This window comes from Candidatus Planktophila versatilis (genome assembly GCF_002288345.1).
Taxonomy (GTDB): Bacteria; Actinomycetota; Actinomycetes; order Nanopelagicales; family Nanopelagicaceae; genus Planktophila; species Planktophila versatilis_A.
Genome location: NZ_CP016781.1, coordinates 216,912 through 240,766 on the forward strand (window position 1 = coordinate 216,912; position 23,855 = coordinate 240,766).

General features: G+C 48.9%; 24 protein-coding genes, 1 tRNA gene, 1 pseudogene and 1 riboswitch. Of the genes and pseudogenes, 22 read left to right on the top strand and 4 right to left on the bottom strand.

Annotation, left to right across the window (positions count from 1 at the left end; all coding sequences use genetic code 11):
* Position 1: 1 nt before the first annotated feature.
* The 3 genes and pseudogenes from A1sIIB142_RS01100 to A1sIIB142_RS01110 all read right to left on the bottom strand — a co-directional run.
* A pseudogene (locus tag A1sIIB142_RS01100) lies at positions 2-1,363 on the bottom strand (bifunctional o-acetylhomoserine/o-acetylserine sulfhydrylase); the annotation flags it as partial.
* Positions 1,327-1,436, bottom strand: a riboswitch (SAM riboswitch). It overlaps the preceding pseudogene by 37 nt.
* 87 nt (positions 1,437-1,523) lie before the next feature.
* Positions 1,524-1,856 carry a helix-hairpin-helix domain-containing protein gene (locus A1sIIB142_RS01105; RefSeq protein ID WP_095693328.1) on the bottom strand — a complete coding sequence of 111 codons (333 nt, stop codon included), beginning with the start codon at positions 1,854-1,856 and terminating at the stop codon, positions 1,524-1,526.
* Positions 1,857-1,883: 27 nt separating this feature from the next.
* Positions 1,884-1,965, bottom strand: a tRNA-Leu gene (locus A1sIIB142_RS01110).
* A 104-nt stretch (positions 1,966-2,069) separates the two neighbouring features.
* On the opposite strand from A1sIIB142_RS01110, the gene argS reads away from it, so the two are divergent.
* From argS to A1sIIB142_RS01220, 22 genes are all read left to right on the top strand, one after another.
* On the top strand, positions 2,070-3,740 hold the full coding sequence (gene argS, locus A1sIIB142_RS01115) for an arginine--tRNA ligase (RefSeq protein ID WP_095693329.1): 1,671 nt from the start codon (positions 2,070-2,072) through the stop codon (positions 3,738-3,740).
* Between the two features lie 3 nt (positions 3,741-3,743).
* Positions 3,744-5,072, top strand: a complete 1,329-nt coding sequence (gene lysA / locus A1sIIB142_RS01120; RefSeq protein ID WP_223299201.1) for a diaminopimelate decarboxylase — start codon at positions 3,744-3,746, stop codon at positions 5,070-5,072.
* A 4-nt stretch (positions 5,073-5,076) separates the two neighbouring features.
* Positions 5,077-6,372 carry a homoserine dehydrogenase gene (locus A1sIIB142_RS01125; protein ID WP_095693330.1) on the top strand — a complete coding sequence of 432 codons (1,296 nt, stop codon included), beginning with the start codon at positions 5,077-5,079 and terminating at the stop codon, positions 6,370-6,372.
* Entirely contained in the window at positions 6,372-7,460 is a 1,089-nt protein-coding gene (gene thrC, locus A1sIIB142_RS01130; RefSeq protein ID WP_095693331.1) for a threonine synthase, read from the top strand. The genes A1sIIB142_RS01125 and thrC overlap by 1 nt, the downstream gene beginning before the upstream one ends.
* A 3-nt stretch (positions 7,461-7,463) precedes the next feature.
* On the top strand, positions 7,464-8,390 hold the full coding sequence (gene thrB / locus A1sIIB142_RS01135) for a homoserine kinase (protein WP_095684370.1): 927 nt from the start codon (positions 7,464-7,466) through the stop codon (positions 8,388-8,390).
* A gap of 120 nt (positions 8,391-8,510) precedes the next feature.
* Positions 8,511-10,085 (top strand): transcription termination factor Rho, encoded by a 1,575-nt coding sequence (gene rho, locus A1sIIB142_RS01140; protein ID WP_095684371.1) that lies wholly within the window; start codon positions 8,511-8,513, stop codon positions 10,083-10,085.
* A 126-nt stretch (positions 10,086-10,211) separates the two neighbouring features.
* A complete protein-coding gene (gene rpmE, locus A1sIIB142_RS01145; RefSeq protein ID WP_095674423.1) occupies positions 10,212-10,427 on the top strand; it encodes a 50S ribosomal protein L31 in 216 nt (71 codons plus the stop codon).
* Between the two features lie 110 nt (positions 10,428-10,537).
* On the top strand, positions 10,538-11,620 hold the full coding sequence (gene prfA, locus A1sIIB142_RS01150; protein WP_095674424.1) for a peptide chain release factor 1: 1,083 nt from the start codon (positions 10,538-10,540) through the stop codon (positions 11,618-11,620).
* Positions 11,621-11,641: 21 nt separating this feature from the next.
* Positions 11,642-12,496: a peptide chain release factor N(5)-glutamine methyltransferase gene (prmC, locus tag A1sIIB142_RS01155; RefSeq protein WP_095693332.1), complete on the top strand. Its 855-nt coding sequence runs from the start codon at positions 11,642-11,644 to the stop codon at positions 12,494-12,496.
* Positions 12,497-12,498: 2 nt separating this feature from the next.
* Positions 12,499-13,140 (top strand): L-threonylcarbamoyladenylate synthase, encoded by a 642-nt coding sequence (locus tag A1sIIB142_RS01160; RefSeq protein ID WP_095693333.1) that lies wholly within the window; start codon positions 12,499-12,501, stop codon positions 13,138-13,140.
* Positions 13,141-13,174: 34 nt separating this feature from the next.
* Positions 13,175-14,437 carry a serine hydroxymethyltransferase gene (locus A1sIIB142_RS01165; RefSeq protein WP_095674427.1) on the top strand — a complete coding sequence of 421 codons (1,263 nt, stop codon included), beginning with the start codon at positions 13,175-13,177 and terminating at the stop codon, positions 14,435-14,437.
* 13 nt (positions 14,438-14,450) lie between these two features.
* A complete protein-coding gene (locus A1sIIB142_RS01170; protein WP_095674428.1) occupies positions 14,451-15,542 on the top strand; it encodes an MraY family glycosyltransferase in 1,092 nt (363 codons plus the stop codon).
* The gene (locus tag A1sIIB142_RS01175; protein ID WP_095693334.1) at positions 15,523-15,951 is read left to right on the top strand and encodes a Cg1360 family ATP-synthase-associated protein; all 429 of its coding nucleotides are present in this window, start codon (positions 15,523-15,525) and stop codon (positions 15,949-15,951) included. The genes A1sIIB142_RS01170 and A1sIIB142_RS01175 overlap by 20 nt, the downstream gene beginning before the upstream one ends.
* Positions 15,932-16,135, top strand: coding sequence for a hypothetical protein (locus tag A1sIIB142_RS01180; RefSeq protein ID WP_095684378.1), 204 nt, complete (start codon positions 15,932-15,934; stop codon positions 16,133-16,135). Before A1sIIB142_RS01175 ends, A1sIIB142_RS01180 begins: the two co-directional genes overlap by 20 nt.
* A 92-nt stretch (positions 16,136-16,227) precedes the next feature.
* Positions 16,228-17,055 (top strand): F0F1 ATP synthase subunit A, encoded by an 828-nt coding sequence (gene atpB, locus A1sIIB142_RS01185; protein ID WP_095684379.1) that lies wholly within the window; start codon positions 16,228-16,230, stop codon positions 17,053-17,055.
* A gap of 41 nt (positions 17,056-17,096) precedes the next feature.
* The gene (atpE, locus tag A1sIIB142_RS01190) at positions 17,097-17,300 is read left to right on the top strand and encodes an ATP synthase F0 subunit C (protein WP_017954667.1); all 204 of its coding nucleotides are present in this window, start codon (positions 17,097-17,099) and stop codon (positions 17,298-17,300) included.
* A gap of 25 nt (positions 17,301-17,325) precedes the next feature.
* A complete protein-coding gene (locus A1sIIB142_RS01195; RefSeq protein ID WP_095674432.1) occupies positions 17,326-17,859 on the top strand; it encodes a F0F1 ATP synthase subunit B in 534 nt (177 codons plus the stop codon).
* Between the two features lie 6 nt (positions 17,860-17,865).
* Entirely contained in the window at positions 17,866-18,699 is an 834-nt protein-coding gene (locus tag A1sIIB142_RS01200) for a F0F1 ATP synthase subunit delta (protein ID WP_095693335.1), read from the top strand.
* 17 nt (positions 18,700-18,716) lie between these two features.
* The gene (gene atpA / locus A1sIIB142_RS01205) at positions 18,717-20,357 is read left to right on the top strand and encodes a F0F1 ATP synthase subunit alpha (RefSeq protein WP_095693336.1); all 1,641 of its coding nucleotides are present in this window, start codon (positions 18,717-18,719) and stop codon (positions 20,355-20,357) included.
* 3 nt (positions 20,358-20,360) lie between these two features.
* On the top strand, positions 20,361-21,275 hold the full coding sequence (locus tag A1sIIB142_RS01210; protein WP_095693337.1) for a F0F1 ATP synthase subunit gamma: 915 nt from the start codon (positions 20,361-20,363) through the stop codon (positions 21,273-21,275).
* Positions 21,275-22,693 (top strand): F0F1 ATP synthase subunit beta, encoded by a 1,419-nt coding sequence (atpD, locus tag A1sIIB142_RS01215; RefSeq protein ID WP_095674436.1) that lies wholly within the window; start codon positions 21,275-21,277, stop codon positions 22,691-22,693. Before A1sIIB142_RS01210 ends, atpD begins: the two co-directional genes overlap by 1 nt.
* Before the next feature lie 14 nt (positions 22,694-22,707).
* A complete protein-coding gene (locus tag A1sIIB142_RS01220; protein WP_095693338.1) occupies positions 22,708-22,959 on the top strand; it encodes a F0F1 ATP synthase subunit epsilon in 252 nt (83 codons plus the stop codon).
* A 15-nt stretch (positions 22,960-22,974) separates the two neighbouring features.
* Here the strand turns inward: A1sIIB142_RS01220 and A1sIIB142_RS01225 are convergent, their stop codons facing one another.
* Positions 22,975-23,847, bottom strand: a complete 873-nt coding sequence (locus A1sIIB142_RS01225; protein ID WP_095693339.1) for a glycoside hydrolase family 16 protein — start codon at positions 23,845-23,847, stop codon at positions 22,975-22,977.
* Between the last annotated feature and the right edge of the window lie 8 nt (positions 23,848-23,855).

The window sequence follows — 23,855 nt, forward strand, 5'->3', positions numbered from 1 at the left end:
CCTAACCCTTTGTCGCTTTAAATCCAGCTTCAAGGTCAGCCTTGATATCAATAATATTTTCAAGTCCAAGGCTTAGACGTACAAGTCCTGGAGTTACTCCTGCTTCCAACTGCTCTTGCGGTGAGAGCTGAGAGTGTGTGGTTGTTGCAGGATGGATAACAAGTGAGCGCACATCACCAATATTGGCAACGTGGCTAAAGAGTTCAAGTGACTCAACGAACTTCTTGCCAGCTTCAATTCCGGCTTTGAGTTCGAATGAAAGCACCGCACCTGATCCTTTTGGTGTGTACTTCTTCGCAAGTGCATGCCATGGTGAGGATGCCAGGCTTGCATAGTGAACCTTCTCAACATCTGGGTGTGCTTCAAGCCATGTTGCAACGGCCTGAGCATTTTCTAGATGGCGCTCCATGCGCAGTGAAAGAGTTTCAAGTCCTTGCGCGAGTAACCATGCATTAAATGGTGATACTGCAGCTCCTACATCGCGTAGCAACTGAAGACGTATCTTGAAGATGTATGAAAGGTTTGCACCAAATGCTGAACCTACACCGAGTGCTTGAGAGAACACCAAGCCGTGATAACTTGGATCTGGCTTATTAAAGCCAGGGAAGCGATCTTGATGTTGTGCGTAGTCAAACTTTCCAGCATCAATGATTGCGCCAACAACTGCATTTCCGTGACCAGATAGGAACTTAGTCGCTGAGTGCACCACTACATCTGCACCAAATTCAATTGGCTTAATGAGGTATGGAGTTGCAACCGTATTATCAACAATCAGTGGAACCCCAACTGAGTGAGCGATATCGGCAATCGTTTTAATATCGAGAATTTCATTCTTAGGGTTGGCAATCGTCTCACCAAAGAATGCCTTGGTATTTGGCTTTACCGCCTTCTTCCATGACTCTGGATTATTTGGATCATCAACGAAAGTTACTTCGATACCAAACTTTGGAAGCGTGTAGTGGAAGAGGTTATACGTTCCGCCATACAAGCTTGGGCTAGAGACGATGTGGTCTCCGGCTTCGGCAACGTTAAGAACTGCAAATGTAGTTGCAGCAGAACCTGATGCGAGTAGCAGTGCTGCTACACCACCTTCAAGTGCGGCAAGTCTTTGCTCCACTGCATCTTGAGTTGGATTCATGATGCGGGTGTAAATATTTCCTAGTTCAGCGAGTCCAAAAAGGTTTGCCGCATGTGTGGTGTCGCGGAACTGATAGGCCGTAGTTTGATAAAGCGGAAGTGCGCGCGCACCTGTTGTTGGATCTGCTGTTTGCCCTGCATGAATCTGCAGAGTTTCAAATGACCAATTGTTAGACATAGTTATCTCCATCGCAGTAGATGTCAGATGATTATTCTGACCAGTTCGTCACCCGGAGCACCCCACCGCGGTGGAGGGTTGCCGTCTACTAAGCCGGGGCTAATACGTAGAACTCGTGAACTGCCAGAATATTAACTCGGAAGAAATCAAATGCAAAGTTGCGAGTATCTGCTCTTTGCAAACCCCTTGCAACTCCTTTGCAGGAGACTTATTTTCTAAAGGAGAGGTCTTTCTTCTTCATCTCTGAGATGAGTATCCGAATTGCATTGGGTCCCATGCCATGTAAGTCCTTGACCAGATCGAGCGAGACTTTTCTTAGGTCACTTAATTTATAGAGACCTTCATCAATGAGTGCTCGTCGTGCTGGAGCTGCTAACCCGATTTCTCGCCATGGCCCATCGACTTCGGCATAGGCATCGAGATCTGCTTCACCGCGCACATTCTCGTTCTGGCTTACAGCTCGAGCCGCTTTTCTTGCAGCGGCCGCGCGCATGGCTTCACCGCGTAACTTTTTGATTTTTGCCGGTGATTGTTTAGCCATGGCTAATCCTGATACTCCTGATAGATCTGGTGCGGGAGGCGGGACTTGAACCCGCACGCCGAAGCACAAGTTCCTAAGACTTGCGTGTCTGCCATTTCACCACTCCCGCGTATCGCAAAGATTTCTCATCGCGATATGGGAGAAGGTTACGGGCAACTGGCCCTTGTCACCAAATAACGACGAGCCTAAGCGTGCAACCGGTAACCTTGCACAATGTCGCGCAATGAAAATACTTCAGCAGCCTCACTTGCCGACCAACTTGCCCTCGATATCCAGGCGGTCATAGCCGCATCATTTGCCCGAGGAGAAATCTCCGGCGAGATTCCGGCTGTCATCACACTGGAGCGCCCAAAGAATCGTGATCACGGCGATTACGCCACATCAATCGCGCTGCAGTTAGCAAAGGCAGCCGGCAAGAACCCGCGTGAGATTGCCACAATTTTGCAGGCAGCGATCACATCGATTGCAGGTGTAGTCAAAGTTGATATCGCCGGACCTGGCTTCATCAATATCACTCTTGACCGCGCAAGCCAGGCTGAACTTGTTCGCACAATTCTTAGCGCTGGCAGCAAGTACGGCCGCGGCTCTGTCCTGCAGGGTGTGAGAATTAACCTTGAGTTTATTAGCGCTAACCCAACCGGGCCACTGCACCTCGGTCACACCAGATGGGCAGCAGTCGGTGATGCACTAGGTCGAGTATTAAGTGCGGCCGGAGCAGATGTCACGCGCGAGTTTTATATCAATGACCGCGGACGCCAGATGGATTTATTTGGCCAATCTGTGCAAGCCGCAGCCCAAGGAAATCCGATTCCAGAAGATGGATATCAGGGGCAATACATTGGAGATCTCGCTAAGGAAGTCGTTGCTGCCAATCCTGGCATAACTTCATCAGAAGAGTTTCGGGAAGCTGCTTATCAGGTGCAGTTAGCCCAACAACAGCAAGTTTTAGAAACTTTTCACACTTCATTTGATGTCTGGTTCTCAGAACGTTCATTACACGAATCTGGCGCCGTTGAACATGGCGTTGATAAATTGCGCTCGCAAGGACATGTCTTTGAAGTAGATGGCGCAGTGTGGCTTCGCACGACAGATTTTGGCGATGATAAAGACCGCGTCATTATTAAGGCAGATGGTGAGCTCACATACTTTGCATCTGATACTGCTTATTACATCAACAAGCGAGAACGCGGATTTGATATCTGTATTTATATGCTGGGCGCAGATCATCATGGATATATCCAACGCCTTAAAGCAACGGCTGCCTGTGCTGGTGATAACCCCGAATACAACATTGATGTCCTTATTGGCCAGCTGGTAAAGATCATGGAAGGTGGGCAAGAGGTAAAGCTTTCTAAGCGCGCCGGCACCATCATCACGCTGGAAGAACTTGTGGAGAAAGTGGGCGTTGATGCAGCTCGCTACACACTCATTCGTTATCCGGTAGATACGCCGATGGTGATGGATATCGATGTGCTGCGCCGAAACACTAATGAGAATCCTGTTTATTACGTGCAGTACGCACATGCAAGAATTGCTGCGGTACTGCGTAATACTGGCGAACTTGGCATTAAATCTGACCTTGCCTCCTTTGACCCATCGCAACTCACACACGATCGCGAAAATGAGCTTCTTGGAGCCCTCTCAGATTTCCCACGCATCGTTGCTAGCGCTGCAGAATTCCGTGAGCCACATCGGGTTGCGCGTTATCTCGAAGAGTTAGCCGGCGTTTATCACGGCTTCTATGCCGATTGCCGCGTGCTTCCGCTGGGCGATGAAGCAATCGCACCTATTCATTCTGCGCGAGCAGCGCTCTGTGCTGCGACAATGCAGGTACTTGCTAATGGTCTTGATCTCCTAGGTGTATCAGCACCGGAAAGGATGTAAGTAATGAGTATGAATATGTGGTCACAGAACGCATCCCTATCTGGTGGAACACTCTCTCTTGCTGGAATTTCTGCAGCACAATTAGCAAAAGAATTCGGCACACCAACATTCTTCCTCGATGAAGGTGCGTATCGCGCCCGCGCACTTGCCTGGCATAACGGCCTGCAAAGTGAATTTGGGCCACATGCCGGAACTATCTACTACGCAGCAAAGTCCTTCATCTGTACTGCTGTTGCGCAATGGATTAGTGAAATCGGAATTGGTATAGATGTCTGCACTGGCGGGGAACTCGCAGTAGCTCTCGCTGGCGGAATCAATCCAGCAAAGATTGAGGTACATGGCAACAATAAATCTGTTGCGGAAATCGACCGCGCAGTTTCTGCTGGAGTTAAGACAATTGTTATGGATTCACTCTTTGAAATTGAGCGCGTGGCAGCGGCTGCTCGCAAGCACGGCGTGCGCCAAGGGGTCATGCTTCGGCTCACACCTGGGATCGAAGCCCACACTCACGAAAAGATTTCTACCGCCCATGAAGATGTGAAGTTCGGTTTCTCGATTGCATCCGGAGCGGCCTGGCAGGCAGTGCAAGCTGTCGCAGAACATCCAGAGTTAGAACTGCGTGGCGTGCATTGCCATATCGGTTCACAGATATTTGGAGTAGAGGCGCACGAGATAGCAACCGACCGACTTCTTGCCTTCATGGGTAAGTATCGCGACTCATATGGCGCACAACTCCCGGAACTTGATTTAGGCGGTGGATTCGGAATCGCCTATATTGATGGCGAAGTAACAGTTGAACCTGCCGATGTATTGCCCGCGATTGGTGCTGCGGTGCGAGCGGCATGTGCCAAGTACTCACTTGATATTCCCGTGATATCACTAGAACCGGGTCGAAATATTGTGGGCCCAACAATGTTTACACTCTATGAAGTTGGCACTGTCAAAGATGTTGTGCTCGATGGTGGCACAGTACGTAAATATGTTTCAGTCGATGGCGGTATGAGTGAAAATGCACGTACCGCACTTTACGATGCCGAATACACCGCTGTTATTGCCCAACGTGCATCAGCTGCGCCACATGTCTTAGCTCGACTCGTTGGCAAGCATTGCGAAACTGGCGACATCATTATTGCCAATATCCAACTTCCTTCAGATATTGCCCCAGGAGATCTCATTGCTACCCCGGCAACAGGTGCTTATGGCCGCAGCATGGCGAGTAATTACAATCACGTGCCTAGACCACCAGTTGTTGCTGTAAAAGATGGAAAAGCACGCGTAATTGTTCGTCGAGAAAATGAGGCAGATCTGCTTGCTCTCGATGTGAAAGAATAGGCAGATGAGCCCAGCAGATAAACCCGTTCGCGTCGGCATGCTCGGCTGCGGTGTTGTGGGCAGCCAAGTAGCACGTCTTCTCCTGGAAGATACTGCCGAACTCTCAACTCGTGCTGGGGTAAAGATTGAACTTACTCGTATCGCCGTGCGCACACTTAAGCCTTATCCAGGTTTAGCTCCAGCACTCTTTACAACCGATCCATTTTCTATTGTTAACGATCCTGAAATTGATCTCATAGTTGAAGTCATGGGTGGCATTGAGCCTGCCCGTGAACTTGCCATGTTGGCAATCAATAATCGCAAATCAATTGTGACAGCCAATAAAGCACTTCTTGCCAGCCATGGCGCAGACCTCTTTACTGCCGCCTATGCCAAAGGTGAAGATATCTACTACGAGGCATCGGTGGCTGGTGCGATTCCAATTATTCGACCACTGCGCGATTCTTTAGCTGGTGACTTTGTTACACGGCTGATGGGAATTGTGAACGGCACAACAAATTACATTCTTACAAAGATGCATGAAGATAACCGTGAATTTGCTGATGCCCTAAAAGAAGCACAGGCACTTGGTTATGCCGAAGCAGATCCCACTGCAGATATTGAGGGATTTGATGCTGCTGCAAAGGCGGCAATTTTATCTGGACTTGCCTTCCACACTCGTGTCACAGTCGATGATGTTTATCGCGAGGGCATCTCACATATCACCCTGGAAGATGTCTCGATTGCAAAATCAATGGACCACGTCATTAAGTTACTTGCTATTGCAGAGCTCACACCGGCCGATGAAATTTCGGTACGTGTTCACCCGGTCATGATTGATAAGAGTCACCCCCTTGCATCGGTGCGCGATGCCTTTAACGCAGTCTTTATTGAGGCAGAATCTGCTGGACCTCTCATGTTCTATGGTCGCGGTGCTGGTGGACAACCAACAGCATCAGCAGTCTTGGGCGATATCGTTGCAGTATCACGCCATATTGCACTGAATTCAATTGGGCAACGCGAGACTGATTATGCAGATCGCAATATTGCTCCGATTGAAACAACTAAGACAAAGTTCCTCATTCGCCTAGAAGTTGCCGATAAACCAGGTGTTCTGGCTGCAATCGCAAAGGTCTTTGCCGACCAAGGGGTATCGATTCAAACTGTCGATCAAAATGGCCGCAACGATGATGCTGAACTCATCGTCGTTACTCACAGAGCAACAGAAGGCGAACTCAAAGCAACTGTTGAAGCCTTAAAGAAGATGCCAATGGTGACAAAGATTTCAAGTGTGATTCGGGTAGAGGGAGCGATCTCCTAATGGGAATCTTCGCTAAGAAATCTGGCGCCCACCAGTGGCGCGGAGTGATTGAGGAATATCGCCATCGCCTGCCAGTCACTGCTAAGACTCCAATTGTTACTTTGCGCGAGGGTGGAACACCACTTATCTATGCCTGCGTGCTCTCGGAAATGCTCGGCAATAACGTCTGGGTAAAGTTTGAAGGCATTAATCCAACTGGTTCATTTAAAGATCGCGGAATGACCATGGCGATATCGAAGGCTGCCGAAGAGGGAGCTAAAGCTGTTATTTGTGCATCAACTGGAAATACATCTGCCGCAGCCGCTGCCTACGCCGTCAAAGCCGGAATGGTTCCGGCAGTGCTTATTCCGGAAGGCAAGATTGCATTAGGAAAATTGGCACAAGCTGTTGTGCATGGTGCGAAGTTGTTACAAGTTGATGGAAACTTTGATGATTGCTTGGTTTTAGCGCGCGATCTTTCCGAGCACTACCCAGTATCACTTGTGAACTCCGTTAATCCATATCGCATTGAAGGACAAAAGACAGCCGCCTTTGAAGTAGTCGATATGTTGGGCGATGCTCCAGATATTCACACAATGCCAGTAGGTAATGCTGGAAATATCACGGCATATTGGAAGGGCTATAACGAATATCGCAACGACAAGATTTCGAAAAAGTTGCCACAGATGTGGGGATTTCAAGCAGCAGGGGCGGCGCCTCTTGTGACCGGAACTCCGGTAGCAAAGCCAGAGACAATTGCCACTGCAATCAGAATTGGTAACCCTGCGTCATGGGATCAAGCAATCGCTGCCCGCGATGAATCAGGTGGGCTTATTGATTCGGTCACAGATGAAGAAATTCTCGCTGCCTATCACTTGTTAGCAGCGCGCGAAGGAATCTTCTGTGAGCCATCTTCGGCAGCTGGCCTTGCTGGACTTATTAAGTATAAGAACGCAGGAAAGCTGCCGAAAGATAAGACAATTGTTATTACCTGCACAGGTAATGGTCTTAAAGATATTCCGTGGGCCCTTGAGGGCGCGTCAGATCCGGTAGTAGTTCCGGTAAACGCTGATGCTGCCGCAAAAGCGCTCGGCTTGGTAAAGAAGTAACTCATGGCCAAACCAACTTTTAAAGCGAATCCGATTCAGGTACAGGTTCCGGCAACTTCTGCCAACGTGGGTCCGGGATTTGATTCCATCGCCTTAGCCTTTGCTATGCACGATCGTTATGTCGCACAAGTTCTTGATGAACCAGGCCTTGATATTGATGTCACTGGCGAAGGCGCTGACGACGTTCCGCGCACAGATAAGAACTTACTTGTGAAAGCAATCTATAAAGGTTTTGATTTCTTAGGTGGAAGACCAAAAGGCGTTGCAGTTCGTGCACTCAATGTCATTCCTCATGGTCGCGGACTTGGTTCCTCGGCATCTGCAATTATCGGCGGGCTTGTTTTAGCAAGAGCGCTCGTGCTCACTGGCACAGATAAAATGAGCGATGAGGCACTTCTTAACCTTGCAAGCGAGATGGAAGGCCATCCGGATAATGTGGCAGCTGCTCTCTATGGTGGCGCAACTGTTGCCTGGAAAGACGTTGTGAATGGAAAAGAAGTAGCGCACGCAATTCAGATTCCGGTAGATCTTCGTATTCGTGCCATGGCATTCATCCCTAGTACAACTCTTGCAACTAAGAAAGCCCGCACACTCTTGCCTTCATCAATTCCATTTGCAGATGCCCAACGCAACAGCACCAACACGGCGCTACTCATGCACGCGCTGACTATTCGTCCAGATCTATTGTTTTCGGCAACAGAGGATTTCTTGCATCAGTCATATCGAAGTGATGCCATGCCAGCCTCATTTGCACTGATGACAAAGTTACGTGCTGCCGGAGTTGCAGCCTTTATCTCTGGCGCGGGTCCTACTGTCATGGCTTTGCATACTGGCGACCAGGAAGAGAGTGAACAGCTCGCCCGTGCTGGAGGCGCTACATTTGAAGGTAAATCTCTGGAAATTGCTCCTCGTGGAGCCAGCCTGCTATAGTTTTGCCATCAGTTCGACCCGGTAAGTAAGGGCAGAGTAAGAATTGATAAATCCAAGAAGCTAAAGAAATTAACCCTGGGTTTCACTTATATAGGTAAGCCCCAAACTGAAAAGAAATACATGACAACAACAGAACCAATTCGTTCCAGCAGCCCAGAGCTCTCAGCGATGACCCTTCCTAAATTAAAGGAAGTTGCGTCTCAACTCGGTATTGATAACGCTGCGAAGCTAAAAAAGGATGCACTTGTAACAGCAATCGCAGATCTCCAGGCGTCAAACCGCGAGGCAGCTAAGGCTGAGCGCGAGGCACGCCGGGAAGCTCGCAATGCTAAGAAGGGCAACCGCGAGAATAAGAATTCCGATAATTCAAATAATTCAGATGATGATGACGATAACGATGAAGATTCATCAGATAACAGCGCACCTCAGGACCGTAATTCAGGTGAGCGCGAAGACCGTGGTGGCCGTAACCGTGGACGCGACCGTAACCGTGGACGCGACCGCAATCGCGACCGTGGAAACCGAGAAGAGCGCGAACCGGTAGTTGGTGAAGATGATGTTTTGGTTCCAGTAGGCGGACTCGTCGACATTATGGATAACTACTCATTTATTCGTACCGGTGGATACCTGCCAGGGCCAAATGATGTTTATGTTTCACAGGGACAAGTACGTAAGTACGGTCTTCGTAAAGGTGATGTTGTCACCGGACAGGTTCGCCAAGCACGTGAAGGTGAAACTCGTCAGAAGTACAACCCACTGATCACTCTTGAAACAATCAATGGCGCACCATATGAAGAAGCTCGCAACCGAGTTGAATTCGGCAAGCTTGTTCCGCTCTACCCACAAGAGCGTCTTCGCCTTGAGACAGAGCCAAATATTCTTACCACTCGCGTGATTGACTTGATCGCTCCGATTGGAAAAGGTCAGCGCGGACTTATTGTTTCGCCTCCTAAGGCGGGTAAGACCATGGTCTTGCAGGCAATTGCCAACGCAATTACAACAAACAACCCTGAGTGTCACCTCATGGTTGTGCTCGTTGATGAACGTCCAGAAGAAGTTACCGATATGCAGCGCAGCGTGAAGGGTGAAGTAATTGCTTCAACTTTCGACCGTCCTGCTGATGACCACACAACAATTGCCGAGCTTGCAATCGAGCGCGCGAAGCGTCTGGTTGAAATGGGTCACGATGTCGTAGTACTTCTTGACTCAATCACACGTCTTGGTCGCGCCTATAACATCGCAGCTCCAGCATCTGGCCGAATTCTCTCCGGTGGCGTTGATTCAGCAGCTCTCTATCCACCAAAGAAGTTCTTCGGTGCAGCTCGTAATATTGAAGATGGCGGTTCGCTTACCATTCTTGCAACAGCTCTGGTTGATACCGGATCTCGTATGGATGAAGTGATCTTCGAAGAGTTCAAGGGAACCGGAAACATGGAACTCATCCTTGATCGCAGAATGGCCGATAAGCGCATCTTCCCGGCAGTTAACGTTGTTGCATCAGGTACACGTAAGGAAGAAATCCTTATGGGAACGGAAGAGCTCAACATTGTCTGGAAACTACGTCGTGTTCTGCACGCACTTGAACCACAGGCAGCACTTGAACTCTTGCTCGAGAAGATGAAGGGCACAAAGTCCAACGTTGAATTCTTGATGCAGATTCAGAAGACAACATCAGGACCGGACGACAGTAAGTAAGCTCACTTTCCCGCGTGGATTTTGTGGATTACTGCTTTTAAGAGAAGATTGACCCCTATTGCCACCCCATGGCGATGAACTGGTTCACCGTTAATCACGGACCCAGCCATAGAAAAGGAAAAGAAGATGAAGAAAGATATTCACCCAGAATATAAAGAGACCCAAGTAACCTGTGGTTGCGGTGAAAAGTTTGTCACCCGCTCAACAGTTGCAAGTGGATCTATCTACGTTGAAGTTTGCTCAGTCTGCCACCCGTTCTACACAGGTAAGCAGCGCATCCTTGACACCGGTGGACGCGTCGCTAAGTTCGAAGAGCGTTTCGGTAAAAAAGCAGCTAACTAGCTTTCTAAAGAGACCGCATCGCAGCCGAAAGGTTGCGGCGCGGTCTTTTTATTTCTCCAAAGAAACAAAAAGAGTTATTCAAAATTACGAGCGAGAAAGGATGAGGTCATATGGCTAACGATCGTTTTGCATCAGCACATGAGATGGTGCGTGAATATCAAGAACTTGAAACAAAGATGGCTGACCCATCCATCCATGAAGATCAAGGCAACGCCCGTAAATTGGGTCGTCGCTATGCCCAGCTTGGTCCAGTCGTTGCCGGATTTAATGCATGGAAATCTGCCGCAGATGATTTAGAGGCAGCTAAAGAGATGGCAGAAGATGATGCATCTTTCGCCGCTGAAATTCCGGCAATGCAGGCAGTTGTTGAGGCAGCGGCGCAGAAGTTAGAAGAGTTGTTATTGCCGCGTGATCCCAACGATGACCGAGATGTCATCATTGAAGTCAAAGCTGGTGCAGGCGGAGATGAATCGGCGCTCTTTGCTGGCGATTTAGTACGTATGTATCAGCGCTATGCCGAAAAGCGTGGTTGGAAAATTGAAATTCTTGATATGAACGAATCAGAACTCGGTGGTTATAAAGATATTTCGATGGCGGTGAAATCAAAAGGAACGCCAGAGCCTGGAACAACACCGTATGCACGACTTAAATTTGAGGGCGGAGTACATCGCGTGCAACGTGTGCCAGAGACTGAGAGCCAAGGGCGTATCCACACTTCGGCTGCCGGCGTACTTGTCTTGCCGGAAGCAGAAGAGGTTGATGTTGAGCTCAATATGAATGATGTGCGCGTAGATGTCTATCGCTCATCCGGTCCCGGAGGACAGTCGGTAAACACCACTGACTCTGCGGTGCGACTTACTCACGTTCCCACTGGCATTGTCGTTTCGTGTCAGAACGAGAAATCTCAACTACAGAATAAAGAATCAGCCCTTCGCATCTTGCGTGCTCGCCTTTTGGCCGATGCGCAAGAGAAGGCTGAAGCTGCTGCAATGGCCGAGCGCAAAAGCCAGGTGCGCACAGTTGATCGTTCTGAGCGAATTCGCACATATAACTACCCAGAGAATCGCCTCAGTGACCACCGCGTGAATTACAAAGCAAATAACTTAGATGCTGTCCTTAACGGTGAGCTAGATGAGGTTGTGCAAGCACTCCTCGATGCTGACAGAGCAGCAAAGCTCTCCGCTACTAACTAAAGATAAAGCCTGGCGAAAACTATGGAACTTACCTTCAAAGAATTCTTACGAGGCGGTAAGGAGCAGTTATCAGCTGCAGGCTTTGCAGAGGTCGAAGCCGAACATCTCCTTGCGCACACACTTGGCTTAACTCGCATGGATCTACATAACCCGCTCACAGTTGAAAATGCACTGACTGCAATTGGAGATATTTCTATTGTGGAAGAGACTTTCTGGAAGCTACTTGATCGCAGATGTGCCAACGAACCCCTGCAATATCTCACCGGTGTTGCTTACTTTAGACATCTAGAGATCAAAGTCGGTCCTGGCGTTCTAGTGCCACGGCCGGAGAGTGAGTTACTCGTCGAATCTGTACTTACCCATATTGAAAAGTTAAGTGGCGCCATCAGTGTTGTTGATCTCGGTGCGGGTTCTGGCGCACTTGCGCTAGCAATTGCTACCGAAGCGCCCAATACTCATGTGATTGCAGTAGAAAAGAGTGCAGAAGCAATTTACTGGCTGAAAGAGAACATCTCTTTTATTGATGAAAAAGTGCGCATAGTTGAATCAGATGTTTCGACCGCCCTCGATGGCGTGAAATGCGATGTAGTCATTGCAAATCCACCATATATTGCCGACGGTCAAGAGTTACCAGCTGATGTGCGCAATCATGAACCTGCAATAGCCCTCTTTGGTGGGGCAGATGGAATGAAAGCTCCAAGGCTTTTTATCGCAGCTAGCGCGCGGCTGCTTAAGCCTGGAGGATTCCTTGCAATTGAACATCATGAATCACAGGGTGATGAAATTGCTGCCGTACTTAATATAGATTTCCAAGATATTCTTCTGCATCAGGATTTGACTGGACGTCCGCGCTTTACCACCGCGGTGAGGAGATAACGATGGCTCCTCGTATTGACCTAAAAAAAGGTGAGTCAAAGAACCATATTGCCAAAGCTCTTAAATCTATTCGCGATGGTTACGTCATTGTTGTACCAGCAGAGCATGGCTACATTTATCTAGCTGATGCGTTCTCGCATTTTGCTGTGCGTGCGATGCATGTCTTGCGTGGTGATGAGCTAGGAATATCTGCCCAAGTTCTCTGTCATTCAGCCCAGACCGTGCAAGGAATTACGCGGGATGTGCCGGGCGATGCACAGAAATTGATGGATGAATTCTGGCCGGGCTTACTCTCACTTAATCTGGCACCTAACCGAGGACTTAATTGGGATCTTGGTGATGACAACTCACTTGATTTAATTAGCATCAGAGTTCCAAAATCACGTTTCCTGCGCGCTCTGCTTAAAGAGTCAGGTCCACTTGCCGCAGCTAGTGCTTCACCGGCAGGAGATGCACCGATGCTCGCAGTTGATCGCAGTGCAATCAAGAGCTGGGATGTTGCAACCGTATTTGATAACGGGGTGCTGAAATCAGGCCAGCCCACAACTGTGATTGAACAGAGAAATGGCGGACTTCACATCCTGCGCGAAGGCGCTATTTCGGCTGCCCAAGTGAGAAAAATCGCCCCGAGCGTTTCTGAATAGTCACTACCTACCAAGAACTATTAGGCTGACGCCCATGTCCGAAACCTTCTATGGCCCAGATTTCACACTTCTTTCCAAGCAAGACCCTGATATTGCTGCGGTGTTGCTCTCGGAACTCAAGCGTCAACAGACCAATCTGCAACTGATTGCCTCCGAGAACTTCACATCACGCGCGGTACTCGCAGCCCTCGGTTCAACGCTATCGAATAAATATGCGGAAGGTTATCCGGGCAAGCGTTACTACGGTGGGTGTGAAGAAGTTGATAAGGCCGAGAATATTGCGATCGAGCGCGCACAGTCTCTCTTTGGTGCAGAGCATGCAAATGTGCAACCCCATTCAGGTGCGAGTGCAAATATCGCGGTCTATCAAGCATTTACCAAGCCGGGAGATACCGTCCTTGCGATGTCACTTCCACATGGTGGCCACCTGACCCACGGATCCAAAGTTAACTTTTCCGGTAAATGGTTCAACATCGTTTCTTACGGTGTGCGCCAAGACAATGAACTTATTGATTACGACGAGCTACGCGACTTAGCTATTGCCAACAAGCCGAAGATGATTTGTTCAGGTGCAACGGCTTACCCATCGTTGATTGACTTTGAGAAAGTACGCGCGATTTGTGATGAAGTCGGGGCAATCATGTGGGTAGATGCTGCTCACTTCATTGGACTCGTTGCCGGTAAAGCGATTCCGTCACCTGTGCCATATGCAGATGTAGTTTCATTTACTACTCATAAAGTATTGCGCGGTCCACGTGGTGGAATGATTTTATCCAAGGCAGAGCATGCAGCAGCAATTGATAAGGCAGTCTTTCCTGGCATGCAGGGTGGTCCGATCATGTCGGCAGTTGCAGGCAAAGCGATCGCACTTGCAGAGTGTGCAACTCCGGCCTATCAAAAGTATGCAAAAGATGTCATCGTCAACGCACAATCATTGGCCGCCGCCCTTGAAGCAGAAGGCATGCGCGCAGTTTCTGGTGGAACCCAGACCCACTTGGCGCTCATTGATATTCGCTCAACCGGGGTTAATGGAAAAGTAGCGGACGAGCGTTGTGGTGCGGCCGGCATTGTTCTTAATAAGAATTCCATTCCTTATGATCCAGAAGCACCATCTGTTACTTCAGGTATTCGCGTTGGAACCCCAGCAACTACAACGCAGGGAATGGGAACAGGGGAGATGAAGACAATCGCATCTCTGATTGCTCGCGCCATTAAGACAGATGATGCATCAGCACATGCTGCGATTAAATCTGAAGTGCACGCTCTTACCGCACGCTTTCCTATCTACGAGGCGTAAGTAACCCACAGCAATGCGTGAGTACTTAGTAACCCTCCTCTTAGCGGCAGCGCTGTGCTATGTAATCACTCCATTTGTGCGCACCTTGGCAATTAAGGTCGGCGCCGTTGCTCATATTCGTACTCGCGATATTCACACAACTCCAACTCCACGTTGGGGCGGCCTTGCGATGTGGATAGCCATGGCGCTCACCTTTGCCATAGTCAATCATTTATCACTTGTTGGAAAATCTTTCGGTCGTGAAACAGTTGGAATATTCCTGGCCGCCACGCTATTAGTTGCTATTGGATTAGTTGATGATCGCTTTGAACTCGATGCCCTCACCAAATTAGCAGGCCAAGCACTTGCTGCAGGAATATTGCTCCTCTTCGGTATTCAAGTTTTGTGGTTACCAATTAATGGCGTTATCACTTTGCCACCCAGCATTGGTCAATTAGTGACTGTCTTGATAGTCCTGGTAACAATTAATGCAGTCAACTTTATTGATGGGCTAGATGGTTTGGCGGCTGGCATCGTGGCAATTTCAGGGGCCGCTTTCTTTGCCTTTGCCTACCTGCTCGCCGTTGTCTATGGCTTTAATCGCGCAGGTGCACCATCTCTTATTACCGCAGTCATTATTGGTGTCTGTATTGGATTTCTGCCACATAATGCTCATCCAGCCAAGATTTTTATGGGCGATTCCGGCTCGATGTTCCTTGGCTTATTACTTGCCGCCTCTGCAATCACATTAACCGGACAGATTGATCCGAATGCAATCTCTGCCGAGAAGTTAGGGCCCACACTGCTTCCACTAGCTCTTCCCTTTGCAGTCCTTGCTATTCCACTTATTGACCTATTTTCGGCCATCATCCGCAGATTACGTGCAGGTCAATCCCCATTTAGTTCAGATAAAGAGCATATACATCACCGATTATTGCGTGCTGGAAATTCACATTTGCGTACTGCACTGATTATGTATGTGTGGACCGCAACAATTGCACTTCCTGTTGTGGTTTCAGCATTTGAACCGCTCTGGGTATCAGCACTCGTTGCAGGCCTCATGCTGGCATTTGCGATTTACTTCACAAGAAGTGGAGGGCGTAAATATGAGCAAGCAAAAAAGTAATGAAGCGCAGCTACTGCGAGGCGCCCTCGTTCCAACGTTGCTTGTTGGTCTGATTGCAATTGTGGTCTTCACTATTATTCAAGGACTTTCCGGATTTTACGGAGCACTCCTTGCGCAAGCAGTCGTGCTGATTTATTTCTTAGTGCATATCTTAGTTTCCAAAATTTCACGCAATCTTGATCCCATGAGCACCATGGCACTGGCGATGTTCTCCTACTTTGCCAAGTTCTTACTTCTCGGAGCTTTTTTATGGGCGCTGACTACTTACACCGATCGTTCCAGTATCGACCGAACCAGCTTTGGCGTCACTGCTATCGCCCTGACCTTCGCCTGGCTAGGCGGAGAAATCGCGAGTTATTTGAAGTTGAAAACTCATCTACCATTACCCCATGACCAACGAACCAGCTAACCGCCGCGATGAGAACGCCCTATGGTCGATCTTCGGCTATCTCATATCAGGGCTACTTTTTTGGGGGGGAGCTGGCTGGGCGGCAGACCATTTTCTTGAGACCACTTACCTGACCCTTGTGGGTCTTTTGGTGGGAGCCGGAGGGGCGCTTTACCTCATCTGGCTGCGATTCGGCCGCGAGTAAGTGAGCCGAAGCATATAAATCCCCAGGATTTGGATTTCACAGGGAGCCGGTTTTGCCCATAAGGTAAGCCTGCTTTACCGCTTCCCCAGCGAATGGTTACAACCCTTTTAGAGTTTCAAGGAGTGTGTGTGCGCGCGTTTGTTAACTTATACGCAGCTGGTGATGGATTCGTCCCACCAAGCACTAACGACTTCAACCTTCCTCCACTTACTGAATCAATTCCTTGGCTGACTAAGCCCGTTCTACTTGTTTTTCTCTCCGTAATTCTCGTTTCAGTTTTCTTCATTCTCTCTGCCCGCAAAGCGGCAGTAGTTCCTTCAAAGCTGCAATTTGCTGGTGAAAGCATCTACGCCTTTGTCCGTAATGATCTTGCTCGCGATGTTATCGGCCATGAATTCATGCGCTTTGTGCCATACCTATTCACCCTCTTTACCTTTGTACTCACCAACAACATCTTTGGAATCGTTCCATTCTTGCAATTCCCAGCAATGTCTCACGTTGCCTTCCCATACGTGCTTGCAATCTTCTCATTCGGAGTCTTTCACTACGTTGGTATTCGCAAAAAGGGACTGGGTGCATACCTGAAAGAGATTGCCTTTATGCCAGGTGTTCCTAAGCCGGTTTACATCTTGCTGACACCGATTGAAATTGCCACATTCTTCCTCGTGCGTCCATTGACGCTCTCACTTCGTCTCTTTGCAAATATGTTCGCGGGCCACTTGCTCTTGCTCGTATTCATTATGGGTGGTGACTACATGTTGCATGATTCACATCTGATCATGAAGTTATTTAGCCCATTCTCATTTGCATTTGGTATTGCCCTTACATTCTTCGAATTTATGGTGCAATGCCTTCAGGCATATATCTTCACCCTGCTTACAGCTCTCTACATCGCCGGCGCCCTTGCCGACGAGCACTAAACGCACCACCTAATGAATAACCAAACGAAAGGTAAGAAAAAATGACAGGCACACTCAACCTGGTCGGTTTTGGCCTATCAGCAATTGGTCCAGCAATTGCAACAGGAATGATCTTCGCTGCTTATATCAACGGCGTAGCTCGTCAGCCAGAAGCACGTAGCGTTCTCCAGCCAATCGCGTTCCTCGGATTCGCACTTGCTGAAGCACTCGCACTCTTCGGTCTCGTACTCGCATTCGTTCTCTAATAACTAAGAAGGATTAGGAAGACTAATGCGCTCAATTAATTTGCTTGCCGGGGGAGAACCACTCAACCCATTAATTCCGCATACCGCTGAATTAATCGTTGGTGCAATTGCCTTCACCCTGCTATTCCTAGTGCTTCGCAAGGCGGTAGTGCCAAAGTTTGAAAAGGCATTTACTGACCGCACCGAAGCAATTCAAGGCGGTTTAGAGCGAGCCGAAAAAGCGCAGGAAGAAGCACAGCGCGCTCTCGTTCAATACAACGAACAACTTTCATCTGCGCAAGGTGAAGCATCACGACTTCGAGAAGAGGCGCGCGTTCAAGGCGCAGCGATTATCGAAGAGCTTCGCACAAAGGCGCAAGAGGAAGCGGCTCGCATCACAGCAGCAGCACATGCATCTATTGAGGCAGAACGTCAGCAAGCAGTGACATCACTTCGTAATGAAGTGGGCGCACTTGCCGTCGAGCTCGCATCAAAGATTGTCGGGGAAGCGCTAGATGACCAGGCCCGTCAATCACGGATCGTGGATCGCTTTATCGAAGACCTCGAGAAGAGTAAGTAAGGAAAAATGAGAATTCACCTCGGAGGAAGTAGCCGTCAATCACTCGTGGTTGCACGCGCCGCACTTGATGCTGCCGTTAAAGGCGCAAGCGCTCCCACTTCATCTGAGCTCTCTTCTCAACTTTTCTTTGCCGCCGACGTTCTGGCTAAAAACACTTCAATTCGCCGTGCCTTTGCCGACCCTGCTCGCGATGCCGCCTCAAAGGGTGCACTCGTGAAGGATCTCTTTGCAAAATCACTCTCAGCGCCAGCGCTAGAAATACTCACAGATGTATCAACACTTCGTTGGTCAGCTGCAGGAGACCTAGTGCATGTACTTGAGCAGCTGGCGATTGAAGCAGAAGCATCAGCTGCAAATGTAAGCAATGAACTCGATCGCGTAGAAGATGAGCTCTTTGAGACATCTGAACTCGTGGTCGATAACTTCGAACTGCGCAAGGCGCTAGTAGGTGCCGGAACAGTGCAAGCAAAGTCAGCTCTTGTCACTGAAATACTTGGCAAGAAAGCATCAGCATCAACTGTGAAGTTAGCAGTGGCGCTGGTATCAAGTCTTCGCGGTCGCAGTATTGAAGCAGCATTTGCTGACTATCTCTTTGGCCTGGCAAATCGTCGCAATCGTTTGATTGCAGTGATTCGGGTAGCAACACAGATAACAGAAGCACAGAAATCACGCCTGGCAACGGCGATTGAAAAGCAGGTTGGGCAACCAATCCGCGTCAACATTGAGGTAGAGCCATCAATTCTTGGTGGAGTCTCAGTGAAGTTTGCAGATGAACTTGTAGATGGAAGCGTTTCACATCGACTTGCAAGTGCCGGACGTGCACTTGCTGGAAATAAATAGGAATAAAGGGGAAACTCATGGCAGAGCTCAAGATCCAACCGAATGAAATTCGGGATGCCTTAGCGAACTTCGTTAAGTCATACGATCCAGGCACCGCGGCTCGTGACGAAGTCGGAACAGTAAGCCAGGCAGGCGATGGAATCGCCCGTGTTGAAGGTCTTCCTTCAACAATGGCTAACGAACTACTTCAGTTCGAGAACGGAACACTAGGACTCGCACTTAACCTCGACGTGCGCGAAATCGGTGTTGTTATCTTGGGCGATTACGCAGGCATTGAAGAAGGAACTTCTGTACGTCGTACAGGTGAAGTTCTCTCTGTTCCTGTTGGTGATGGCTTCCTCGGTCGCGTTGTTGACCCACTCGGCCGTCCAATCGATGGCAAAGGTGAGATCACTCCTGATGCCCGTCGTGCGCTGGAACTTCAGGCACCATCTGTTGTACAGCGCCAACCTGTTAAGGAGCCAATGGCCACAGGTATTAAGGCAATCGATGCGATGACAGCAATCGGTCGTGGACAGCGTCAGCTCATCATTGGTGACCGTCAGACCGGAAAGACTGCAGTTGCAATCGACACAATTATTAACCAGCGCGAAAACTGGCTGACTGGCGATAAGAAGAAGCAGGTTAAATGCATCTACGTCGCTATCGGCCAGAAGGGTTCAACGATTGCATCCGTTAAGGGCGCACTCGAAGAAGCTGGCGCGATGGAATACACAACAATCGTGGCATCTCCCGCATCAGATCCAGCAGGCTTCAAGTACCTTGCGCCATATACCGGTTCTGCAATTGGTCAGCACTGGATGTATAAAGGCGAGCACGTTCTGATTGTTTTTGATGATCTTTCAAAGCAAGCTGAGGCTTATCGTTCAGTCTCACTTCTACTTCGTCGCCCACCAGGCCGCGAGGCTTACCCAGGCGATGTTTTCTACTTACACTCACGTTTGCTAGAACGTTGCGCAAAGCTTTCCGATGAACTCGGTGGCGGTTCCATGACTGGCCTGCCAATCATTGAAACTAAGGGAAATGACGTTTCCGCGTTTATTCCGACAAACGTAATTTCTATCACTGACGGACAGTGCTTCCTTGAAACAGATCTCTTTAACGCAGGTGTACGCCCAGCGATTAACGTAGGTATCTCTGTTTCTCGCGTGGGTGGTTCAGCTCAGACTAAGGCGATGAAGAAGATTGCTGGTCGTCTTCGTCTTGACCTCGCTCAGTTCCGTGAGCTCGAAGCATTCGCTGCTTTCGGTTCAGATCTTGATGCGGCATCAAAGGCTCAGCTTGAGCGTGGTGCACGGATGGTGGAACTGCTTAAGCAGGGTCAGTACTCACCATATTCACTCGAGCGTCAGATTGTTTCAATCTGGGCCGGAACTTCAGGTGCGCTAGATGATGTTGCTGTTGTTGATATCCGTCGCTTTGAAGGCGAACTACTGGACTTCATTGGCCGCGAACGTAAAGAGATCTTTACCGTGATCTCTGAGACTAAGCAGCTCGAAGATGACACTGTGGCCAAGATGGTTTCTGCAGTTGCTGATTTCAAGAAGCAATTTAAGTCATCAGTGGCTCCAGCTTTGAACGAAGCGGCTGCAAAGGCGCTTGAGGGCGAAGCTGCAGAAGCAATCACAAAGCACGTCCCACCGGCGGTGAAGAAGTAACTCATGGGTGCTCAACTTCGCATATATCGCAGACGGATGCGTTCCGTTAAAGCGACCAAAAAGATTACGAAAGCTATGGAGTTAATCTCTGCTTCTCGTATCGTTAAGGCGCAGCAACGTGTAACGGCATCGACTCCGTATGCAAATGAACTCACACGTGCGGTATCTGCAGTTGCTTCATTTTCTTCCACGAATCACCCATTGACGACAGCACACGAAAATCCACGACGAGCAGCGATTTTGATCATCTCGGCCGACCGTGGAATGGCTGGTGCTTATTCAACGAATGCGATTAAGGAAGGCGAAAAACTGGCAGCCCTGCTTCGTGAGCGTGGTCTGCAAGTCTCTAACTTCCTGGTTGGTCGCAAGGCTATGAACTACTACAAGTTCCGTAACCGCGAGATGGCTGGAACGTGGACCGGATTTTCTGATAACCCAACCTATGAAAATGCTCGTGAAGTTGCAGATGCGCTGCTTGATGCTTTTCTTGCAGACTCGACTGAGACAAATCTTGGTGTGGATGAAATTCACATCATCTTTACCCAGTTCAGATCTATGTTGACCCAGGAAGCAACTGCCAAGCGCATGATTCCGTTGGAAGTTGTTGAGTCATCTGAAGCAGTCCCAACAGGGTTGCTTCCAATGTATGAATTTGAACCCAATGCCGGAGAAGTTCTTAACGCACTTCTTCCGCGCTATATCCAAGCCCGTATCTTTAACGCGATGTTGCAATCGGCAGCCTCTGAACATGCTGCTCGTCGTCGCGCTATGAAATCAGCAACTGACAATGCTGAGGATCTCATCAAGTCACTTACCCGACTTGCGAACGCTGCCCGTCAAGCAGAAATTACCCAAGAAATCAGTGAAATCGTCGGCGGCGCAGATGCGTTGGCCTCAGCTAGTGCAGGGAGCGAATAATGTCAGCAACAGGTAAAGGCCGCGTAGCCCGAGTTATTGGACCGGTGGTGGATATTGAATTCCCCGCAGATTCGATGCCTTCGATCTTTAACGCGCTTCACGTAGAGACCACCATGAGTGGCACTACTCGTACCTTGACCCTCGAAGTAGCGCAGCACATTGGAGATAACCTCGTGCGCGCTATCTCAATGCAACCAACGGATGGAATGGTGCGCGGTGCTGAAGTAACAGACACTGGTTCTGCAATCTCTGTCCCAGTTGGCGATGTCACAAAAGGCCACGTATTTAACACTCTCGGTGAATCACTTGACGTTCCAACGTCATCACTTGATATCAAGGAGCGTTGGTCAATTCACCGTAACGCACCAGCATTTGATCAGCTCGAGTCAAAGACTGAGATGTTTGAAACAGGTATCAAAGTTATCGACCTTCTCACACCGTATGTAAAGGGTGGAAAAATCGGCCTCTTCGGTGGCGCCGGTGTGGGTAAGACAGTTCTTATCCAGGAAATGATTTATCGCGTAGCGGAAAACTTCGGTGGTGTATCAGTATTCGCCGGTGTTGGTGAGCGTACCCGTGAAGGTAACGACTTGTTCCTAGAAATGACTGAGACGGGCGTTATCAATAAGACAGCCTTGGTCTTTGGTCAGATGGATGAACCACCTGGCACGCGTCTACGTGTTGCACTCTCTGCTCTTACTATGGCTGAGTACTTCCGCGATGTGCAGAAGCAGGATGTTCTGCTCTTCATCGATAACATCTTCCGCTTTACACAGGCAGGTTCGGAAGTATCAACACTTCTTGGCCGTATGCCATCTGCAGTGGGCTATCAGCCAACTTTGGCCGATGAAATGGGTCAACTACAGGAGCGAATCACTTCAACACGTGGTCACTCAATTACATCGATGCAGGCAATTTATGTTCCTGCAGATGACATCACTGACCCAGCTCCACACACAACCTTCGCGCACTTAGATGCAACTACCGTGTTGTCTCGTCCGATTTCAGAGCTTGGTATCTACCCAGCTGTGGATCCACTCGATTCATCATCTCGTATTCTTGATCCGCGCTATATCGGTGAGCATCACTTCCGTGTTGCTAACCGCATCAAGCAGATCTTGCAGCGCTATAAGGATCTTCAGGACATCATCGCTATCTTGGGTATCGATGAACTCTCCGAAGATGACCGCGTTCTCGTAGGACGTGCCCGTCGCATCCAGCGCTTCTTGTCACAGAACACATTCGTGGCAAAGGTCTTTACCGGACTCGATGGCTCATTCGTTCCGCTCACAGAGACAATCTCTGCATTCGAAGCACTTGCTGATGGAAAGTACGACCATGTTCCAGAACAAGCATTCTTCATGTGCGGTGGCCTCGATGATGTTGAGCGCAAAGCTGCTGAACTTGCGAAGAACTAAGTAAGGGAAAAATAATGGCTCTTAACGTCGCACTAGTATCGCCAACACAGAAGGTGTGGTCAGGCGAGGCAACATTTGTCTCTGCTCGCACCACAGAAGGTGACCTTGGAGTTCTTCCAGGTCACTCACCTTTATTTGGCGTACTAGTCGACGGAGCTGTCAGCATTAAAGGCACCGACGGTTCCGTTAAAGAGTTCAACGTCCGTGGTGGTTTCTTATCTGTTTCAAATGATCGCGTCTCTATTCTTACTGAGAGCGTTGATTAGCCTTAAAGACTGCGCTTAAGGCAGTACTTGCACTTCGCCTTGGCCGTTAAATTGCTTGACCCGAATCCAGTCGACCTTCATCTTTAAACCAGACTTAGAATCTTTTCCGACTTCACCACCAAATTCTCCACCCATAGCGACATTGAGAATAAGTGAGAAATGTTGATTAAAGACCCATGTCCTTGGTGCGATGGAGTCTTTACTCTGCTTGAAGATAACCTCACCATCAAAGGTCCATTCAATTGAATCCTCGCTCCAGTTGATTCCATAAATGTGAAAGTTATCGGATAGTTTCTTATTGTTTAAATGTCTTGTTCCAATAGAACTTCCAGCAAAATACCCTGGGCCGTGGATCGTTGCGTATGCTAGATATGGGGTTCTACCCAAGCCTTCAGTGATGTCGATCTCTCCTGAGTTAGGCCATGACATTTCATCTATATTCTGTCCAAGCATCCAAAAGGCTGGCCAACTTCCTCTTCCCGCAGGCATCTGGATACGTGCCTCAATGGTTCCGTACTTAATCCAGACCTTCTCCTTTGTCGTTATTCGCGCGGAACTCCACTCGCAATATCCGTAGTAACAAATTTGTTTCTTCTTCGGTGAAATTTTGAGCGCAGTAATTGCTAAAGATCCACGACCTGTCGTCTTGGCATTTATATCAGTATAAATCTGTAATTCCCGATTTCCCCAGCCTCTGCCATCGCCAAGGTCATAGTTCCAATACTTTGGATCCGGCTTGCTCCCTGATTTTTCATTGAATTCCTGGGACCAGAGAAGCGGATTTCCTTCTTCAACGCTCCACGCAGTTGTGCCTGATGTTAAAAGAGTGCATAACGTGACGGGCAGAAGGGCTAGAGAGATGCTTCTTCTTAGCTTGTTTCTGCTCATAAACAATC

Excerpts from the sequence above, each read along its gene's own strand:
- A1sIIB142_RS01105 (WP_095693328.1), bottom strand. The coding sequence starts at position 1,856 with ATGGCTAAACAATCACCGGCAAAAATCAAAAAGTTACGCGGTGAAGCC.
- argS (WP_095693329.1), top strand. The coding sequence starts at position 2,070 with ATGTCGCGCAATGAAAATACTTCAGCAGCCTCACTTGCCGACCAACTT.
- lysA (WP_223299201.1), top strand. The coding sequence starts at position 3,744 with ATGAGTATGAATATGTGGTCACAGAACGCATCCCTATCTGGTGGAACA.
- A1sIIB142_RS01125 (WP_095693330.1), top strand. The coding sequence starts at position 5,077 with ATGAGCCCAGCAGATAAACCCGTTCGCGTCGGCATGCTCGGCTGCGGT.
- thrC (WP_095693331.1), top strand. The coding sequence starts at position 6,372 with ATGGGAATCTTCGCTAAGAAATCTGGCGCCCACCAGTGGCGCGGAGTG.
- thrB (WP_095684370.1), top strand. The coding sequence starts at position 7,464 with ATGGCCAAACCAACTTTTAAAGCGAATCCGATTCAGGTACAGGTTCCG.
- rho (WP_095684371.1), top strand. The coding sequence starts at position 8,511 with ATGACAACAACAGAACCAATTCGTTCCAGCAGCCCAGAGCTCTCAGCG.
- rpmE (WP_095674423.1), top strand. The coding sequence starts at position 10,212 with ATGAAGAAAGATATTCACCCAGAATATAAAGAGACCCAAGTAACCTGT.
- prfA (WP_095674424.1), top strand. The coding sequence starts at position 10,538 with ATGGCTAACGATCGTTTTGCATCAGCACATGAGATGGTGCGTGAATAT.
- prmC (WP_095693332.1), top strand. The coding sequence starts at position 11,642 with ATGGAACTTACCTTCAAAGAATTCTTACGAGGCGGTAAGGAGCAGTTA.
- A1sIIB142_RS01160 (WP_095693333.1), top strand. The coding sequence starts at position 12,499 with ATGGCTCCTCGTATTGACCTAAAAAAAGGTGAGTCAAAGAACCATATT.
- A1sIIB142_RS01165 (WP_095674427.1), top strand. The coding sequence starts at position 13,175 with ATGTCCGAAACCTTCTATGGCCCAGATTTCACACTTCTTTCCAAGCAA.
- A1sIIB142_RS01170 (WP_095674428.1), top strand. The coding sequence starts at position 14,451 with ATGCGTGAGTACTTAGTAACCCTCCTCTTAGCGGCAGCGCTGTGCTAT.
- A1sIIB142_RS01175 (WP_095693334.1), top strand. The coding sequence starts at position 15,523 with ATGAGCAAGCAAAAAAGTAATGAAGCGCAGCTACTGCGAGGCGCCCTC.
- A1sIIB142_RS01180 (WP_095684378.1), top strand. The coding sequence starts at position 15,932 with ATGACCAACGAACCAGCTAACCGCCGCGATGAGAACGCCCTATGGTCG.
- atpB (WP_095684379.1), top strand. The coding sequence starts at position 16,228 with ATGGTTACAACCCTTTTAGAGTTTCAAGGAGTGTGTGTGCGCGCGTTT.
- atpE (WP_017954667.1), top strand. The coding sequence starts at position 17,097 with ATGACAGGCACACTCAACCTGGTCGGTTTTGGCCTATCAGCAATTGGT.
- A1sIIB142_RS01195 (WP_095674432.1), top strand. The coding sequence starts at position 17,326 with ATGCGCTCAATTAATTTGCTTGCCGGGGGAGAACCACTCAACCCATTA.
- A1sIIB142_RS01200 (WP_095693335.1), top strand. The coding sequence starts at position 17,866 with ATGAGAATTCACCTCGGAGGAAGTAGCCGTCAATCACTCGTGGTTGCA.
- atpA (WP_095693336.1), top strand. The coding sequence starts at position 18,717 with ATGGCAGAGCTCAAGATCCAACCGAATGAAATTCGGGATGCCTTAGCG.
- A1sIIB142_RS01210 (WP_095693337.1), top strand. The coding sequence starts at position 20,361 with ATGGGTGCTCAACTTCGCATATATCGCAGACGGATGCGTTCCGTTAAA.
- atpD (WP_095674436.1), top strand. The coding sequence starts at position 21,275 with ATGTCAGCAACAGGTAAAGGCCGCGTAGCCCGAGTTATTGGACCGGTG.
- A1sIIB142_RS01220 (WP_095693338.1), top strand. The coding sequence starts at position 22,708 with ATGGCTCTTAACGTCGCACTAGTATCGCCAACACAGAAGGTGTGGTCA.
- A1sIIB142_RS01225 (WP_095693339.1), bottom strand. The coding sequence starts at position 23,847 with ATGAGCAGAAACAAGCTAAGAAGAAGCATCTCTCTAGCCCTTCTGCCC.